This window comes from Polaribacter sp. BM10, assembly GCF_002005425.1.
GTDB lineage: Bacteria > Bacteroidota > Bacteroidia > Flavobacteriales > Flavobacteriaceae > Polaribacter > Polaribacter marinaquae.
Genome location: NZ_CP019704.1, coordinates 1,160,307 through 1,177,706 on the forward strand (window position 1 = coordinate 1,160,307; position 17,400 = coordinate 1,177,706).

The following is a 17,400-nucleotide window of genomic DNA, read 5'->3' on the forward strand; positions in this document are numbered from 1 at the left end:
GACGTTCTAAAAGAGAACAAAAGATTCTTATCTACAAAAATAAACATTCTAAATGATGATTAAGAAATCACCGCTATTAATATTCTTATTTTTTTCAATTTGTATTTTTTCTCAGAAAATTATTACCAAAACTATCAATTCTGATTATGTTGATGATAAAAGAGAAATTAAAATTTATTTACCCGAAGGATATGATGATAAAGAAGAGAAAAATTATCCTTTAGCAATTGTTTTAGATGCAGAGTACTTATTTGATGCTTATGTAGGTAATGCGGTGCTTTTTGCAGCAAAAGACAAAGCACCAAAACAAATAATTGTTGCTGTCAAAATGGCATCCACAAGAAAAAAAGACACTTATTTTAATATAAATAATGGTAATTTAACTGTAGAAAATAAAAAATTCTATCAATTTTTAAGAAATGAAGTAATCTTCGAGATTGAAAGTAATTACAAAACATCGCCATTTATTTCGATAATTGCAGAAGGAACTTCAGCAAACTTAGCTACAACTTTTTTAGCTGAACAAACGCCAATTATTAACGCATATGTATGTATAAACCCTACTTTTTCTGATTTTATTGGTACACAATTACAAAACTATAATTTACCTGGTTTAGAAAAAGAAGACAATACTTTTTACTTCTATACAAATAACTCGAACTCTTTTTCGGCAAACAAGCAGACTAAAATTTCTCAATTACAATCCGGACTTTCTAGCTTAGAAATTAAAAACTTCAATATTATAAACGATACAATTACTACAAATAGTAGTATTTCTGCTATTTCTGAAGCAATGCCAAGAGCTATTACAAAAGTTTTTGAAATTTATTCGGCAATTTCGAAGGAAGAGTTTGATAAAAACATTAAAGACTTATCGCCAATTGATGCCATCTCTTATCTAGAAAACAAATATTTAGATATCGAGTTTTTATTTGGAAGTAACTTAGGTATTAGAGAACAAGATGTTTTTGCTGTAGAAAAAATAGTTATCGAAAAAGAAAACGGAGATCAATTACTAAATTTTGGAAAAATGATTTTAAAACTTTTTCCTTCTTCACCTTTAGGCAACTATTACATTGGTCGTTATTATGAAGAAGGTAAAAATATTAAAAAAGCATTATACCATTATAAAATAGGTTATGGTAAAATGGATCCGGCAGATCCTAATGCAGATGCGTTTTATGAAAATGTTTTAAGATTGGGTGGTCAATAAATTATTTAACCAATTCTATTCGATCTTCTTTAATGTCAATTAATTTTTGTCTGTAAAGATTACCAACCGCTTTTTTAAATGCTTTTTTACTCATTTTCATATGAAAACGAATTGAATCTGGCGAGCTTTTATCTGTTAACAATAAAAAACCTTCTCTACTGTTTTTTAGCTTTTCTAAAACCTTTTCAACATCAGAGTCTATTACATTTCTAAAACCTTGTGGTCTTAAAGAAACATCGATTTTACCATCTTCACGAATCTTTTTAATATAACCAACAACTTCCATATTTTCTTCTAAGTCCTGAAAAACTTCACTTCTAAAAAGCAAACCATCATACTCTTCATTAATTAAAACAGTATATCCTAAACCCGTTTCGGTTTCTATAACAAGGTTTACTTTTTCACCTTCTTTCAAATTCATTTCTCCTTCGTATGTATCTTCTTGTGATTCCATTATTTTATATATTTAAAATATTCTTTTAAAATTAAATCATTTTCTTTACTTGGTGTAAAGATTTCTAAAATTTTTGGTTTTTGAGTCTTTGCAGAATTTATCTCTACACTTTCATCAAAGAAACCTTTTAATTGTTGCGCAACAGTTTCTGTAGAAAAAGCTTTTAGATATTCGAAATTATGCATTTTACATAAATGTTCTGCAGTTAAGCAGTGTGGTGTTTCAAAATATTTTGTTGCGTTGGTTGTTTTTGGTCCGGGTATAATTTTAAAAATACCGCCACCAGAATTGTTAATTAAAATAATTCTAAAATTACTTGGTATATTTTTATTCCAAAGTGCATTAGAATCATAGAAAAAACTTAAATCACCAGTAATAAAAACCGTCTGATTTTTATTTGCAAAAGCAGCACCAACTGCCGTAGAAGTACTACCATCTATACCACTTGTACCTCTATTACAAAAAACTGTATTGCTTTTATCAATAGAAAATAATTGTGCGTATCTAATAATAGAACTGTTACTAATTTGAATCTGACAATTATTAGGCAAATTTGCTAAAACTTGTTCAAAAACTTTAAAATCTGAATGTGCTGTTTGGGCTAAAAAATTAGCATGTTTCTCTCTTCTTTTATCTCTAATTGTTAACCATTTATCTTGATAAGTGCTTTCTTTTTTAACAACCAAGTTGTTAAAATTCTTAAAAAAATCTACTGGTTGTGTTTGTATAAATTCTGATAAACAGAAAAAAGTATTTGTTGCTTTTTTAGCATCAATATTCCAATGATGTTTTGGTTGATATTTTCTTAAAAACTGTTTAATTCTTTTCGAAACTATCATTCCGCCAAACGTAATTAAAACTTCTGGCTTTAAGTTTTCAAACTGATTGTCATCCAAAGAAAATATCAACTGATCTATAGAATTTACAGCTTTATTATGATGTAAATTAGAAGTTGTTTCTGTAAAAATCAAAACCGAATCGTCATCAGCATATAAATCTATTAATTGGTGTAATTCCTCATCAGGATAACTAACACCAACTAAAATCATTTTCTTTTCTGCGGCATTCCAAATATTCGATAAATTATCATAATCAATATGAGAATTATCTAAAAAACTCATCGATATATGCGGAAAATGGTATTCTTTTAATTCAGAAACTGTTTCATACAAAGGCTCATCAAAAGGCACATTTATATGCACCGGACCTTGTTTAGAAACTGCTGTTTGTAAAGCTTCGCCAATTAATTGAGAATTTCTAGTTTTAAACTTTTCGTTTTCGATTAAGTTTGCAGAAAATAAAATATGATTTTCGAAAACATTTTCTTGACGGATTGTTTGGCCATCACCAATATCAATTAAATGCTTTGGTCTATCCGCAGAAATTACCACCAAAGGTATATTGCTATAAAAAGCTTCTGCAATTGCAGGATAATAATTTAATAATGCAGAGCCAGATGTACATAAAACTGCTACAGGTTTTTGAGTTTGTTGCGCAATACCTAAAGCAAAAAAAGCAGCACAACGCTCATCTACTACACTTAAAGTATCGATTTCTTTATGATTAGAAAAACCAACGGTTAATGGTGCGTTTCTTGAACCTGGTGATATAACAACAGTATCAATTTCGAATTGATTACATGCAGATATTACAATTTGTGCGAGTTCTTTTTTTGGATACATTACTATAAATTACAAAGTAGCAAAGTTACGAAGTACAAAAGTGAATAAAGACAAAAAAGCCAGAAAGTAAAAAATAACTTTTCTACTTTCTGACTAAATTTATGTAAAATCAACTATGTCGATTAGTTTCCTTTTTGGTAATCTGCTAAAAACTTAGCCAAACCACTATCTGTTAACGGGTGTCTTAACAATCCTTCGATAGCGCTTAAAGGACCTGTCATTACATCAGAACCTAATTTTGCACAATCTATAATATGCATTGTATGACGCACAGAAGCTGCTAAAATTTCTGTTTCGAAACCATAATTATCGTAAATATGACGAATTTCTGCAATTAGGTTTAAACCATCCGTAGAAATATCATCTAATCTACCAATAAAAGGCGATACATAAGTTGCACCTGCTTTGGCAGCCAATAAAGCTTGTCCTGCAGAAAAAACTAAAGTTACGTTTGTTTTTATTCCTTTAGAAGAAAAATATTTACACGCTTTTACACCATCTTTTATCATTGGTAATTTTACCACAATCTGCGGATTTAAAGCAGCCAAAGCTTCACCTTCTTTCACCATACCGTCGAAATCTGTAGAAATAACTTCTGCAGAAACATCACCATCTACCAACTCACAAATTTCTTTGTAATGGTTAATAATGTTGTCTTCTCCTGTAATTCCTTCTTTAGCCATTAAAGAAGGGTTTGTTGTAACTCCGTCTAAAATACCCAAAGCCTGCGCTTCTTTAATTTGCTCTAAATTTGCTGTGTCAATAAAAAATTTCATTTGTATCTATTTTATTTTAGTTGTGTTCTATTTTTTTGGGCGTTCGAGCGGGCTTTACGCACTCGCTTTTTGTTCATACTTCACAAAAGAGCTCAAACAAAGCTTCAATCCCTAACGCAAATATAGTTAGTTGTAAATTATTTATGTGAAATCAAAAACTATATTTTATTACTAGTTATAAACAGTAGTGTTATAATTTATAATGATTCATTAATAATTTTTCAAACCAAGTATCTGGTAAAATTCGTTTTAAAACAATAGAGAATTTCTCTAACGTTCCGCCCACTTTATAATGAATTTTAGGATTTTTGGTATTGATAATTTTATACACTTTTTTAGCCATTTCTATAGGATCTTTACCTGTGTCTACATGTGCATCCATTAAATCTAAATTGGCTTTGTAATTTTCTTTGTACACAGAATCTTTAAAAAGTGGCGTATGGTATCTTCTCGAAATAATGTCTGTTGCAAAATCTCCTGGTGCAACATTTACAATATTAATTCCGAATCTTTTTACCTCCATTCTTGTCGCTTCCGTTACCAATTCTAATGCACCTTTAGACGACGAATAAATACCTCTAAACGGTAACCCCATATAACCAGCAATCGAAGTTGTGTTAATAATAACACCATATTTTTGCTTACGCATAAAAGGTAAAACTGTTTTAATTACATCGATAGCACCAAAGAAATTTGTGTTAAAAGCGTTTCGCATTTCATCTGTTGGCGTTTCTTCTATCGGACCTGTAACACCAATACCAGCATTATTTACTAAAATATCTATGCTACCTTCTTTTTCTATGATACTAGAAACTGCCGTTTTTATCGTTTCAATTTTTAAAACATCCAAAGCAATTAATTCAAAAGAAAAATCTTGCTCATTTTTTGGGTTTCTACTTGTACCATAAACTTTATAACCTTTTTCAGATAAAAAAGTAGCAATTGCTTTACCAATACCAGAAGATGCACCGGTAACTAATACTATTTTAGACATATTTTAATACTTACAACAGATTACATTCTTAAAAGTAATCTTTTAATTTGCTGCAAATATCTAAAAAGTAAACCAAGCAATCTAAAAATTAGAAAAGTAATTGTGTAAAGTTAAAAGAAGTATTTGTACGAAACTTTAGGGCATAAAAAATGGCAAGCTACCTACATCACACCGCTACAACCTAATACCTTTGCTGCGTTCCCGCCCTGGAGGATTCAAAGGGAGCTAGTTGTGTAGAACTTGCCGATGCAAATTTACAATCTATTTTGATTAAAACAATTAAAATTTTATTAATTTTTTTGTAACATTTTTAAATTACTGAATACTAATATATTGTTGCGATAGAAATATAAAAAAAAATTAAAAATTTATGCTATCTCATCGAAATGAATATATTTGTATAACTAACTAATCAAAAAAACAAATGGACAATCAAGCAAACAGTAAAGGTTTTATAGTAAACAACGGTGTAATACTAGGTGTTGTAAGTGTAATATTCTATTTAGTATTATATGCTACAGGTAATCACTTAAAGCCACATTGGTCTACTAGTATTATAAATGCAGTAATTTTTATAGGAGCTTTAATTCTTGGTATTAAACAATTTAAAGCAGCAAACGGTGGTTTTATGTCTTGGGGACAAGGCGTTAAAGTTGGTGTAGGTATTGCCGTTTTAGGCGGATTAATTATGGTGATTTATAACTACATCTTTATGAATTTTATAGAACCAGATTTCATGAATCAAATGACAGAAATTCAAAATCAAGCTTTCTTAGATCAAGGAATGACAGAAGAGCAAATTGAAGCTGCAAATGCCATGGGAGAATCTTTTAAAGGACCATTTATTATGGCGGCATTAGGTATCGTAAGTTATGCAATAGGTGGTTTTATAGTATCTGCAATTGCTGCAGCAATCATGAAAAAATCTGAAGAAGAAACTTACTAAATTTTAAATTTATAAGTTTAATTTTACAACTTATAACATTATATATTAAATATGGATATTTCGGTAGTAATACCACTTCTTAACGAAGAAGAATCTTTAGATGAATTATACAATTGGATTGCAAAAGTTATGCAATCCAATTGTTATTTATATGAAGTAATTTTTATTGATGATGGTAGTACAGATGCTTCTTGGAAAACTATAGAAAAACTAGCCAAAGAACACGAACCTGTTAAAGGAATTCGTTTTCAAAAAAATTATGGTAAATCTCAGGCTTTAGACGCTGGTTTTGAATTGGCAAAGGGTGCTGTTGTAATTACTATGGATGCTGATTTACAAGACAATCCAGAAGAAATACCAGAATTATATAATCTTATAACTAAAGAAGATTTCGACCTAATTTCTGGGTGGAAAAAGAAACGTTACGATAACGTTGTTACTAAAAATATTCCTTCAAAACTTTTTAATGCTGCTGCAAGAAAAACATCTGGCCTAAAACTACACGATTTTAATTGTGGTTTAAAAGCTTATAAGAATGAAGTTATTAAATCGGTAAAAGTTAGCGGAGAAATGCACAGATACATTCCTGTTTTAGCTAAAAATGAAGGTTTTACAAAAATTGGAGAAAAAGTTGTACAACACCAAGCAAGAAAATACGGAGAAACAAAGTTTGGAATGGACAGATTTGTTAACGGATTTTTAGATTTAATTACAATCTCATTCCTCTCTAAATTCGGCAAAAGACCAATGCACTTTTTTGGTCTTTGGGGAACTTTTATGTTTTTATTTGGTACAACAACTGCATTTTATATCGGTGCAGTTAAATTGTATAAAGTTTTTAATGGCATCAAAACCATCTTAGTAACAGATAATCCTTGGTTTTACATTGCACTAACTTCTATGATTTTAGGAACCTTATTATTTTTAGCTGGTTTTATTGGTGAACTTATTATAAAAACCAAAACCAACGAAAAACACTACTCAATTAAAGAAAAACTAAATTTCTAACTGTATATTTGTAATTAAGTATCAATTAAAAATCAAACCAAAATGAGCGAAATATTAGAAAAAGCAAAACAATGGTTAACACCTACATTCGATAAAGAAACACAAGATCAAATTCAGAAACTTATTAGTGAAAACTCATCTGAATTAACTGATAGTTTTTACAAAGACATGGAGTTTGGTACTGGTGGAATGCGCGGTGTAATGGGCGCAGGAACCAATAGAATAAACAAATATACATTAGGTATAGCAACACAAGGTTTGTCTAATTACTTAATTGAAAACGTAAATAAAGAGCAAATAAAAATTGTAATTGCTTACGATTGTAGACATAACAGTAAAAAATTTGCTAAAATAGTATCAGATGTTTTATCTGCAAATAACATAAAAGTATTCTTGTTCGAAGATTTAAGACCAACACCAGAACTTTCTTTTGCTGTAAGGCATTTAGATTGTGATGCGGGTATAGTATTAACTGCGTCTCACAATCCGCCAGAATACAATGGTTATAAAGTATATTGGGCAGATGGAGGACAAATTGTACCTCCGCATGATGGCGGAATTATTGGTAAAGTAAACGCTTTAGATTTTTCTGAAATTAATTTTGATGCTAACGAAGATTTAATTGAAACAATTGGTAAAAATGTTGACGATGTTTTCATTGAAGCATCAGTAAAAAATGGCTCTTTAGCAGAAAATATCAATAGAGATAATTTAAAAATTGTTTTTACTTCTTTACACGGTACTTCTATTGTATCTGTGCCAGATGCTTTGGCTAAAGCTGGGTATACAGATGTTCATATCGTAGAAGAACAAAGAGTTCCTAATGGCGATTTTCCAACGGTAAAATCTCCGAACCCGGAAGAGCCAGAAGCATTAAAAATGGCTACAGATTTGGCTAATAAGATAGATGCTGATATTGTTATTGGTACAGATCCTGATTGCGACAGATTAGGTGTTGCAGTTAGAGATACTAATGGCAAAATGAAGTTGTTAAATGGTAACCAAACTATGGTTTTAATGACTGAATTCCTTTTAAAGAAATGGAAAGAAGAAGGTAAAATGAACGGTAAACAATTTGTAGGTTCTACTATTGTTTCTACTGAATTGGTTAACGACGTAGCTGCAAATTATAATGTTGAAACTAAAATTGGTTTAACAGGTTTTAAATGGATTGCCAAAATGGTGAAAGATTTTCCAGAACTTGATTTTATTGGTGGTGGAGAAGAAAGTTTCGGATACATGGTTGGTGGCTTTGTAAGAGATAAAGATGCAGTTACAGCTACATTATTAGCTTGTGAAATTGCTGCTTACGCAAAACAAAATGGTAGCTCTTTTTACGAGGAATTATTAAATATTTATGTTGATAATAAATTCTACAAAGAGCATTTAATTTCTATAGTTAAAAAAGGAATGGATGGAGCCGCAGAAATTCAGCAAATGTTAAGTGACATGCGTAATAATCCTTTATCAGAAATTGATGGCGAAAAAGTAGAATCTTTATCAGATTATCAAGCTTCAACTAAAAAGAACTTAATTACTGGTGAGGTATCTAAAATTAACATACCAAAATCTAATGTTTTAATTTATCAAACAGCAAACGGAACAAGAATTGCGGCTAGACCAAGTGGAACAGAGCCTAAAATTAAATTTTATTTTAGTGTAAATTCTTCTCTTGATACAAAAGAAAATGCAGAAAAAGTAGAAGCTGAATTAGATGCTAAAATTCAACGAATTATTAAAGAAATGAAATTAAATTAATGGGATATTTTAAGGACATTTTAAAATACGAAAAGAAGTATAGAAAATTTACAATTTTAAATATACTTTTCAATATACTTTATGCTATTTTTAATGTACTTTCTGTATTAGCATTTATTCCGGTATTAGGTATACTTTTTAGTACAAACAAAGAAGTTGTAAAAAAACCTACTTACCAAGGAATTACTAAAATTGGAGACTTTTTAAAAGAAAGTTTTTATCATTTTATTTCAGAAAAAATAGAAAACGAAGGCAATATAAAAACATTAGTTTTTATTTGCCTTTTGGCTATTTCTTTGTTTTTTCTAAAAAACTTATTTAGATATTTAGCATCGTATGTAATTACATTTTTAAGAACAGGTGTTGTAAAAGATTTAAGAGACAATTTATATCATAAAATTGTAGAGTTACCTGTTTCGTATTTTTCTGAAAAGAGAAAAGGAGACATTATTGCTAGAATGACTTCTGATGTTCAAGAGGTTGAAAACTCTATATTAACTTCTATAGAAACAATTGTTAGAGAACCTTTAACGGTAATTATTGCTATTTCTTTAATGCTTTTTATGAGCGTTAAATTAACCTTATTTGTTTTTATTTTACTACCTGTTTCTGGTTTTATAATATCTTCAATAAGTAAAAAGTTAAAAGCAAATTCCATTAAAGCTCAAAAGGAAACTGGTAATTTTTTATCATTTATAGAAGAAACTTTAACAGGTTTAAGAATTATTAAAGGCTTTAACGCAGAAAATGTTATTGCAAATAAATTTAAAAACTCAACTTTAAAGTTTAAGGAGTTGATGACTAACGTAATCCATAGACAAACATTAGCATCTCCTATGAGCGAGTTTTTAGGGTCTGCAACAATAATTGCGATTCTTTGGTATGGTGGTACAGAGGTTTTGTCTAACAAAAGCTCTCTAAAACCTGACGAATTTATGGGTTATATTGTATTGTTTTATACTGTTTTAAATCCTATAAAATTAATTACAACCACTTTTTATAACATACAAAAGGGTGAAGCTTCTGCAGAAAGAATTATGTCTGTTTTAAACACTGAAAATAATATAAAAGATATACCAAATGCTCTGCAAAAAAATGAATTCTCATCAGAAATAGAATTTAAAAATATTTCATTCAAATATAAAGATGATTATGTTTTAAATAATTTTTCATTAACCATTAATAAAGGAGAAACAGTTGCTTTGGTAGGGCAATCTGGTAGTGGAAAATCTACATTAGCAAACTTAATAACTCGTTTTTATGATGTAAATAAAGGTGAAGTTTTATTGGATAATAACAACATTAAAAATATCACTAAAAAATCTTTAAGAGATTTAATGGGAATCGTTTCTCAAGATTCAATTCTTTTTAATGATACAATAGCTAATAATATAAAGTTAGGAACTCAAGACGCAACAGATTCGGCAATATTAGAGGCTGCAAAAATTGCAAATGCAGATGAGTTTATTCAAAATTTACCCGAAAAATACGATACCAATATTGGTGATAGCGGTAATACGCTTTCTGGCGGACAAAAACAGCGCTTATCTATTGCTAGAGCCGTTTTAAAAAATCCGCCAATAATGATTTTAGATGAAGCTACTTCTGCATTAGACACAGAATCTGAACAACTAGTTCAATTAGCTTTAGAAAAAATGATGCAAAACAGAACATCTTTAGTAATTGCACATAGATTGTCTACAATTCAAAAAGCAGATAAAATTGTGGTACTTAAAAAAGGTGAAATTGTAGAACAAGGTAAACATGAAGAACTTCTTGCAAAAAAAGGAGAATACTTTAAATTGGTTACAATGCAAAGTTTATCTTAGTTAATCGATATCTTGGTGTGTTTTAAATCCGAATTTTCTATACACCATTTTTCTACCAATTTTAAACATGTTTTTGTAAACTAGTACAGATAATATAGCCTGATCTTGTCTGTGATTTGACCTGCTACTTCCTTCTGGAGCAATACAAGCTTTCTTTTTTGCACAATCACTCCATTTTTTAATTACATTTCTTGCAGCTACATTATTATAATTAGCAGCAACACATGCACCGTTTAAATTTCGTTGATTTAATATTTTAGAGTCATTAGAAATACCTAAACAATCTAAAGATTTTTCATGCGTCCATTCAGAAACAATACCTTTAGAAAAAGGTGAATAAAAACCATACAATTCTACTATCTTTCTAAGAGAATTTAATGGTTTAACAACTTTATTACCTCCGTCTAACCAACATACAGAAGTTTTAAATTCATTTAATACAGTATCAATAATAACAGGTTTCCATGCATACTCACCAGCATTTACTTTCACATTAAAATATTCTGGATACTTAGCATAATCAAAATCTCTTAACTCAAAGTTTTTAAAGTTCGATTTTATTTTTAGAACCTCATCAGAATTTAAACCAAGATTATAAATTATAGTTTTGGTATTTTTTTCATGAACTTTTAAACTTTCTAAAAGCTGATAAAGGCTTTTAAAATGAGAACTATCAGAACCTGTTACTATAACTAATTCTTGTTTGCTATCAATAAAAAAAAGTCTAAGATCTAAAAATAAGGTTCTTATTTCTGTAAATAATTTCATGTATTTATACTGAAAGTGTTAAACCCAATTTTTTTCCTTTTTCAATCATAAATTTATAGCAAGCATCGTGCTCATTAGGTATTTTACCATCTAAAATAGCTTCTTTGATAGCTTCTTTAATTTGACCAATTTCTCTACATGGTTGTAGATTAAATGCTTCGATAATTTCTTCTCCAGAAATTGGTGGCTGAAAATTTCGCACTCTATCTCTCTCTTCTACTTCTTTTATTTTAGCTCTTACAATTTCGAAATTGCTATGATATCTTTTAAATTTCTTAGGATTTTTAGTTGTAATATCTGCCTCACAAAGCGTCATTAAATCATTAATATCATCACCGGCATCAAAAACCAAACGCCTCACTGCAGAATCTGTAACATCGCTTGCTAAAACAATAGGTCTAGAACTAAGCATTACCATTTTTTTAACAAACTTCATTTTATTATTTAATGGCATTTTTAATCTTTTAAAGATTTTTTGAACCATTTTAGAGCCAACAAATTCATGCGAATGAAATGTCCAACCAACTTTTTTACTAAATCTTTTTGTTGGCGCTTTACCAATATCATGCAACAAAGCTGCCCAACGAAGCCAAACATCATCTGTATTTTCAGAAATATTATCAACCACTTCTAAAGTATGATAAAAATTATCTTTGTGCTTCTGCCCTTCTACCTCTTCTACTCCTTTTAAAGCAATTAATTCAGGTAAAATTTGCTTTAACAATTTTGTTTTTTCTAGTAATAAAAAGCCAACAGATGGTTTAGAAGAAGACATAATCTTATTCAACTCATCAACAATTCGTTCTCTAGTAATTATATGTAATCGATCTGCATTTTTTGTTATTGCAGATAAAGAATCATGTTCAATTTTAAAATTTAATTGCGCTGCAAATCGAATTGCACGCATCATTCGCAATGGATCATCAGAATATGTAATATCCGGACTTAACGGAGTTCTTATAATTCCGTTTTCTAAATCATCCATACCATTAAAAGGATCTAATAATTCACCAAAATTTGATTCATTTAAACTTAAAGCCAAAGCATTTATAGTAAAATCTCTTCTGTTTTGATCATCTTGCAAACTACCTTCGGTAACTTCTGGATTCCTACTTTCTTCTGTGTAAGACTCTTTTCTAGCACCAACAAACTCTATTTCTACATCTTTAAAACGTAACATTGCGGTTCCGTAGGTTTTAAAAACCTGAACCTTTGGTTTATTTGGTAATAAACTAGAAACTTTTAGCGCCAAATCGATACCGCTACCAATTGCAACTACATCAATATCTTTTGCTGTACCTCTTTTTAAAAAAAAGTCTCTAACAAAACCACCAATTACATAACTTTCTACTTGTAGCTCTTTTGATGCTTTAGATATAATATTAAAAATTTCTGATGAGATTGCTTCTGTATACTTCATATTTCTTTAAAAGTGTTCGCAAATTTATTATTTTCTAAGCTTTTAAACAGCAAATTAATCAAAGAAAATTGTAATAACATTTGTACTTTTGCGTATTGCATAAAAAATCACCTTTTTTTACTTAAAATTAACCATGATTATTGTTAGAATACTTGGCGGATTAGGAAACCAAATGTTTCAATATGCGTATGCAAAGTCGCTAGAAATGAAAGGTTACGAAGTGCAATTAGATTTATCTAAAATAAAAAAATACAAATTGCATGGTGGTTATCAATTAGATAAATATAAAATTGATTTAAAAACTTCAAACTCATTCAATTTATTCTTATCAAAAATAAATCCGTTTAAAACCTTAAAAGAAAAGAATTTATTATTCGATAAAAATTTAACCAACTTAAAAGGAAACGAATATTTAAAAGGATATTTTCAGACAGAAAAATATTTTTCTGATATTAGAAGCGAATTAATTCATCAATTTGTACTTAAAGAAGAACTTTCTAACTCTACTAAACTATATAAAACCGAAATTTTAAAATCAGAAACTAGCTGTTCTATACATATTAGGCGCGGTGATTATGTAACAGATTCAAAATCGAACACTATACACGGAACTTGTAGTTTAGCATATTATAAAGAGGCTATTAAAATCATCAATAAAAAACATTCTAATGTTACTTTTTTTATTTTTTCTGATGATATCAACTGGACAAAAGATAATTTAGTTATCGAAAATGCTGTTTATATAAACCATAAATGTTTACCGCATGAAGACATTTATTTAATGAGCTTATGTAAACATAATATTACAGCAAACAGCAGTTTTTCTTGGTGGGGAGCTTGGTTAAATAGAAATAAAAATAAAACTATAATTGCACCAAAAAATTGGTTTGTAGATAAAGTAAACGAAATTGCTTGCCAAAACTGGATAAAAATATGATAACTTATAAAGTTTACTATATAAATTTAGATAAAAGCTTCGAAAGAAGAGATTTTATGGAAAATCAATTTAAAAAATTGAATATTCCATTAACTAGAATGCCTGCCATTTACGGTAAAGAATTACCAAAAGCGTATTTAGAAAAAGCAAAAAAACAACACAATATACTTACTCATTTTCCGTATTTAAACGATGGTGAAATAGGTTTAACAAAAACGTACTTTGATCTTTGGAGTATTGTTGCCAACCAAAAAGAAGATTTTGCAATTATTTTAGAAGATGATGCATTATTAACTGATGATTTTTTTGATGATTTAGAAAAAATCTTAATTTCTGCCACCAATAAAGATTTTATTGATATTGCAGGTAGAAAAGGTTTTTTATCTATAGAAAGTAAAGAATTGCTGAACAAGTTTGCAATACCTGCTCTACAAACAACAGGGCAAATAATAGGTAAAGATGCTGCTAAATTATTATCTAAAAACTTAACCACATATTATGCACCAATAGATGTTTTAAAGCAAGATGTATTTAAACACAAAGTAAAAGTTTACACTACTGTTAAAAGTTATGTTAGTAGTAATGATAAAAATGTTGGTGGCACAACCATTCAACAAAAAAGTATGCCGAAAGTTAAAAAGATTTTAAGAGAAATTTTAAGACCAATTTGGCAACTAATTGCATTTTTAACTTATAAAAATTATCGATTTTTTAGGAATATTATTTTTTATAAAAGCAATTAATTTTCTTCAATTCCTTTATTTAATAGCCATAACTTTATATACCTAGTAAAAACAGAATACGCTAGTATTTTTGACAAAATTAATCCCGTTAATCCGTCTAAAAAACCTAAACGGATTACATAATGTATAAAAAACCTGGCAGTTGGCTTAATTAATAAATGAAAGGCATTTACTTTTTTACCTTTTTTATGAAGTTCTTGAGCTTTTAAAATCGAATAATGATTTATTTTAGCAATAAAATGATTATAATTTCTATAACCAAAATGATCAATTTTATTTTTAAGAAAACCTAACTCACCTTTAGAAACAATAGTTTCATGAACGACACCTCTATAGTGACATTTATCTTTTAAAAACAATCGAACTACCTTATCTCTTTGCCAACCACTATAGTTTACTTTTTGATTTGCAAAATAGAAACTTCTACGAACATAAAACCCAACAAAGTTACCAGGTTTTTTAACAGCTTCTGAAATTTCTTTTTCAACTTCAGGTGTAACTCTTTCATCTGCATCTAAAATATAGATCCAATCATAAGTAGCTTGCTGAATAGCAAAGTTTTTTTGAGAAGAAAAATCATCAAACTTTCGCTTGATGATTTTTACATTTAGCTTTTCGGCTATTTCTAAAGTTTTATCTGTACTATAAGAATCTATAACAATAATTTCGTCTGCAAAACTTACAGATTTAATTGCGTTTGCAATATGAATCTCTTCATTAAGTGTAGGTATTATTGCCGATATTTTTGTCATAGCATATTAAGTCTTAAACAGCTACGTCATATTCACGTAAAGCATCGTTTAAAGACGTTTTTTTGTTTGTACTTTCTTTTCTTTTTCCAATAATTAAAGCACAAGGTACATTAAATTCTCCGGCTGCAAACTTTTTTGTATAACTTCCAGGAATTACAACAGAACGTGCAGGAACTCTACCTTTCATCTCTACTGGTTCATCACCTGTAACATCTATAATTTTTGTGCTCATTGTTAACACAACGTTTGCACCTAATACTGCTTCTTTTTCTACATGAACACCTTCTACAACTATACATCTAGAACCTATAAAAGCACCGTCTTCTATAATTACTGGTGCAGCTTGTAAAGGCTCTAAAACACCACCAATACCAACACCACCAGATAAGTGAACATTTTTACCAATTTGAGCACAAGAACCAACTGTTGCCCAAGTATCTACCATTGTACCTTCGTCTACATAAGCACCAATATTTACATAACTTGGCATTAAAATAGTTCCGGCAGAGATATAAGCACCGTGTCTTGCTACTGCATTTGGTACAACTCTAATACCTCTTTCTGCAAAGTTTTTCTTTAAAGGAATTTTATCGTGATATTCAAAAATACCTGCTTCTAAAGTTTCCATTTTCTGAATAGGGAAATATAAAACTACTGCTTTCTTTACCCATTCGTTTACTTGCCAACCATCTGTTGTAGGTTCGGCTACTCTTAACTCTCCTTTATCCAACAAATCAACAACTTTTCTAATTGTATCTATCGTGCTTTGCTCTTTTAACAATTCACGGTTTTCCCATGCTGATTCTATAATTTCTCTTATTTCTTTCATTTTAATGGTATAATTTCTGCAAATATAAATGTATCTGTAAAAACTAAAAGCGAAGATACATTTTTTAAACAGATATTTCTGCTTTGTTTAAAAATCGTATTTTTGCTAAAACAATTATAAATGGCTAGAATTTTAGCAATAGATTTTGGAAAAAAAAGAACAGGAATAGCTGTTACAGATGAATTACAAATAATAGCGTCTGGTTTAACAACTATAAATACTGATGAACTTTTGTCCTTTTTAAAAGAATATACTTCTAAAGAAAAAGTAGAACTTATTTTAATAGGAAAACCAAAGCAAATGGACAATACTGATAGCGAAAGTGAAGTGTTAATATTACCATTTATAAAAAAACTAGAAAAACTACTACCTCAAATTCCGAAGAAAAGAATAGACGAACGTTTTACTTCTAAAATGGCTTTTCAAACGATGATTGATAGCGGAATGAAGAAAAAGCAGCGCAGAAACAAAGCCATGATAGACGAAATTAGTGCTACAATTATACTGCAATCTTATCTTTACAATATGTAAAATCGATTTCTTAATTACTTTTAGCTTATTAAATGTTAAAATCGGTTTAAAAATTATTGAATTTTAAAAATTCTCAATTCAAAAATTCGTCAATAGTAATTGTAAATTGTATTTTTGCAAACGTTTTTAAATAAAAATAAATGATATTACCAATTGTTGCTTACGGAGATCCGGTTTTAAGAAAAGTTGCTACAGAGATAACTAAAGATTATCCTGACTTAGAAAAACTAATTACCAATATGAAAGAAACTATGTACAATGCTTCTGGTGTTGGTATAGCAGCTCCTCAAATTGGCAAAGCAATACGTTTATTTGTTATTGATGCATCTCCATTTGCAGAAGATGAAGAGTTATCAGACAAAGATAGAGCTGCATTAAAAGATTTTAATAAAGTTTTTATCAACGCAAAAATTATCGAAGAAGAAGGTGAAGAATGGGTTTTTAATGAAGGTTGTTTAAGTATACCTGATGTTAGAGAGGATGTCATTAGAAAACCTAATATTACTATTGAATATTTAGACGAAAATTTCGAAAAGCATACAGAATCTTTAGATGGTTTAGCAGCAAGAGTTTTTCAACATGAATATGATCATATAGAAGGTATATTGTTTACAGATAAACTTTCTTCATTAAAGAAAAGAATCATCAAAAAGAAATTAGAAAACATTTCTAAAGGAAAAATTAGAGCAGATTATAGAATGCGTTTTCCAAATCAAAAAAAAGGTAAATAGTCTTAATATAAAGACACAAAATATATAAC

General features: G+C 29.2%; 17 protein-coding genes and 1 other RNA gene. 9 read left to right on the plus strand and 9 right to left on the minus strand.

Annotated features, from left to right (window positions below):
• Window positions 1-52 precede the first annotated feature (52 nt).
• Complete coding sequence (locus tag BXQ17_RS05165) at window positions 53-1,213, plus strand: alpha/beta hydrolase-fold protein (protein WP_254712408.1); 1,161 nt, start codon at window positions 53-55, stop codon at window positions 1,211-1,213.
• A 1-nt stretch (window position 1,214) separates the two neighbouring features.
• On the opposite strand, the gene BXQ17_RS05170 is transcribed toward BXQ17_RS05165, so the two are convergent.
• The 5 genes from BXQ17_RS05170 to ffs all read right to left on the minus strand — a co-directional run bounded on the left by BXQ17_RS05170 (window position 1,215) and on the right by ffs (window position 5,365).
• A complete protein-coding gene (locus BXQ17_RS05170) occupies window positions 1,215-1,667 on the minus strand; it encodes a DNA-binding protein (protein WP_077809628.1) in 453 nt (150 codons plus the stop codon).
• Window positions 1,667-3,349, minus strand: a complete 1,683-nt coding sequence (gene menD / locus BXQ17_RS05175; RefSeq protein ID WP_077809629.1) for a 2-succinyl-5-enolpyruvyl-6-hydroxy-3-cyclohexene-1-carboxylic-acid synthase — start codon at window positions 3,347-3,349, stop codon at window positions 1,667-1,669. Before menD ends, BXQ17_RS05170 begins: the two co-directional genes overlap by 1 nt.
• 122 nt (window positions 3,350-3,471) lie before the next feature.
• Window positions 3,472-4,125: a fructose-6-phosphate aldolase gene (fsa, locus tag BXQ17_RS05180; RefSeq protein WP_077809630.1), complete on the minus strand. Its 654-nt coding sequence runs from the start codon at window positions 4,123-4,125 to the stop codon at window positions 3,472-3,474.
• A 190-nt stretch (window positions 4,126-4,315) separates the two neighbouring features.
• Window positions 4,316-5,119: an SDR family oxidoreductase gene (locus BXQ17_RS05185; protein ID WP_077809631.1), complete on the minus strand. Its 804-nt coding sequence runs from the start codon at window positions 5,117-5,119 to the stop codon at window positions 4,316-4,318.
• A 147-nt stretch (window positions 5,120-5,266) separates the two neighbouring features.
• Window positions 5,267-5,365: signal recognition particle sRNA small type (ffs, locus tag BXQ17_RS05190), an RNA gene on the minus strand.
• Window positions 5,366-5,543: 178 nt separating this feature from the next.
• On the opposite strand from ffs, the gene BXQ17_RS05195 reads away from it, so the two are divergent.
• The 4 genes from BXQ17_RS05195 to BXQ17_RS05210 are packed head-to-tail and all read left to right on the plus strand — an operon-like array spanning window position 5,544 to window position 10,660.
• The gene (locus BXQ17_RS05195; protein ID WP_077809632.1) at window positions 5,544-6,065 is read left to right on the plus strand and encodes a DUF4199 domain-containing protein; all 522 of its coding nucleotides are present in this window, start codon (window positions 5,544-5,546) and stop codon (window positions 6,063-6,065) included.
• A gap of 51 nt (window positions 6,066-6,116) precedes the next feature.
• Window positions 6,117-7,073, plus strand: a complete 957-nt coding sequence (locus tag BXQ17_RS05200; protein ID WP_077809633.1) for a glycosyltransferase family 2 protein — start codon at window positions 6,117-6,119, stop codon at window positions 7,071-7,073.
• A 42-nt stretch (window positions 7,074-7,115) separates the two neighbouring features.
• Window positions 7,116-8,831, plus strand: a complete 1,716-nt coding sequence (locus BXQ17_RS05205) for a phospho-sugar mutase (protein WP_077809634.1) — start codon at window positions 7,116-7,118, stop codon at window positions 8,829-8,831.
• On the plus strand, window positions 8,831-10,660 hold the full coding sequence (locus tag BXQ17_RS05210) for an ABC transporter ATP-binding protein (RefSeq protein ID WP_077809635.1): 1,830 nt from the start codon (window positions 8,831-8,833) through the stop codon (window positions 10,658-10,660). The genes BXQ17_RS05205 and BXQ17_RS05210 overlap by 1 nt, the downstream gene beginning before the upstream one ends.
• Here the strand turns inward: BXQ17_RS05210 and BXQ17_RS05215 are convergent, their stop codons facing one another.
• Window positions 10,661-11,428 carry a DUF1647 domain-containing protein gene (locus BXQ17_RS05215; RefSeq protein WP_077809636.1) on the minus strand — a complete coding sequence of 256 codons (768 nt, stop codon included), beginning with the start codon at window positions 11,426-11,428 and terminating at the stop codon, window positions 10,661-10,663. It lies immediately after the preceding gene.
• Between the two features lie 4 nt (window positions 11,429-11,432).
• Window positions 11,433-12,848 (minus strand): CCA tRNA nucleotidyltransferase, encoded by a 1,416-nt coding sequence (locus BXQ17_RS05220; RefSeq protein WP_077809637.1) that lies wholly within the window; start codon window positions 12,846-12,848, stop codon window positions 11,433-11,435.
• A 133-nt stretch (window positions 12,849-12,981) separates the two neighbouring features.
• On the opposite strand from BXQ17_RS05220, the gene BXQ17_RS05225 reads away from it, so the two are divergent.
• The gene (locus BXQ17_RS05225; protein ID WP_077809638.1) at window positions 12,982-13,785 is read left to right on the plus strand and encodes an alpha-1,2-fucosyltransferase; all 804 of its coding nucleotides are present in this window, start codon (window positions 12,982-12,984) and stop codon (window positions 13,783-13,785) included.
• Window positions 13,782-14,528: a glycosyltransferase family 25 protein gene (locus tag BXQ17_RS05230; protein WP_254712409.1), complete on the plus strand. Its 747-nt coding sequence runs from the start codon at window positions 13,782-13,784 to the stop codon at window positions 14,526-14,528. The genes BXQ17_RS05225 and BXQ17_RS05230 overlap by 4 nt, the downstream gene beginning before the upstream one ends.
• On the opposite strand, the gene BXQ17_RS05235 is transcribed toward BXQ17_RS05230, so the two are convergent.
• Together BXQ17_RS05235 and BXQ17_RS05240 are read right to left on the minus strand one after the other, a co-directional pair.
• Complete coding sequence (locus BXQ17_RS05235; protein ID WP_077809639.1) at window positions 14,525-15,280, minus strand: glycosyltransferase family 2 protein; 756 nt, start codon at window positions 15,278-15,280, stop codon at window positions 14,525-14,527. The genes BXQ17_RS05230 and BXQ17_RS05235 overlap by 4 nt on opposite strands.
• A 13-nt stretch (window positions 15,281-15,293) precedes the next feature.
• Window positions 15,294-16,109: a 2,3,4,5-tetrahydropyridine-2,6-dicarboxylate N-succinyltransferase gene (locus tag BXQ17_RS05240; protein WP_077809640.1), complete on the minus strand. Its 816-nt coding sequence runs from the start codon at window positions 16,107-16,109 to the stop codon at window positions 15,294-15,296.
• 120 nt (window positions 16,110-16,229) lie between these two features.
• Here BXQ17_RS05240 and ruvX point away from each other — a divergent pair, with 120 nt between their 5' ends.
• Together ruvX and def are read left to right on the plus strand one after the other, a co-directional pair.
• Window positions 16,230-16,640, plus strand: coding sequence for a Holliday junction resolvase RuvX (gene ruvX / locus BXQ17_RS05245; protein WP_077809641.1), 411 nt, complete (start codon window positions 16,230-16,232; stop codon window positions 16,638-16,640).
• A gap of 140 nt (window positions 16,641-16,780) precedes the next feature.
• Window positions 16,781-17,371: a peptide deformylase gene (def, locus tag BXQ17_RS05250; RefSeq protein WP_077809642.1), complete on the plus strand. Its 591-nt coding sequence runs from the start codon at window positions 16,781-16,783 to the stop codon at window positions 17,369-17,371.
• Window positions 17,372-17,400: the final 29 nt, after the last annotated feature.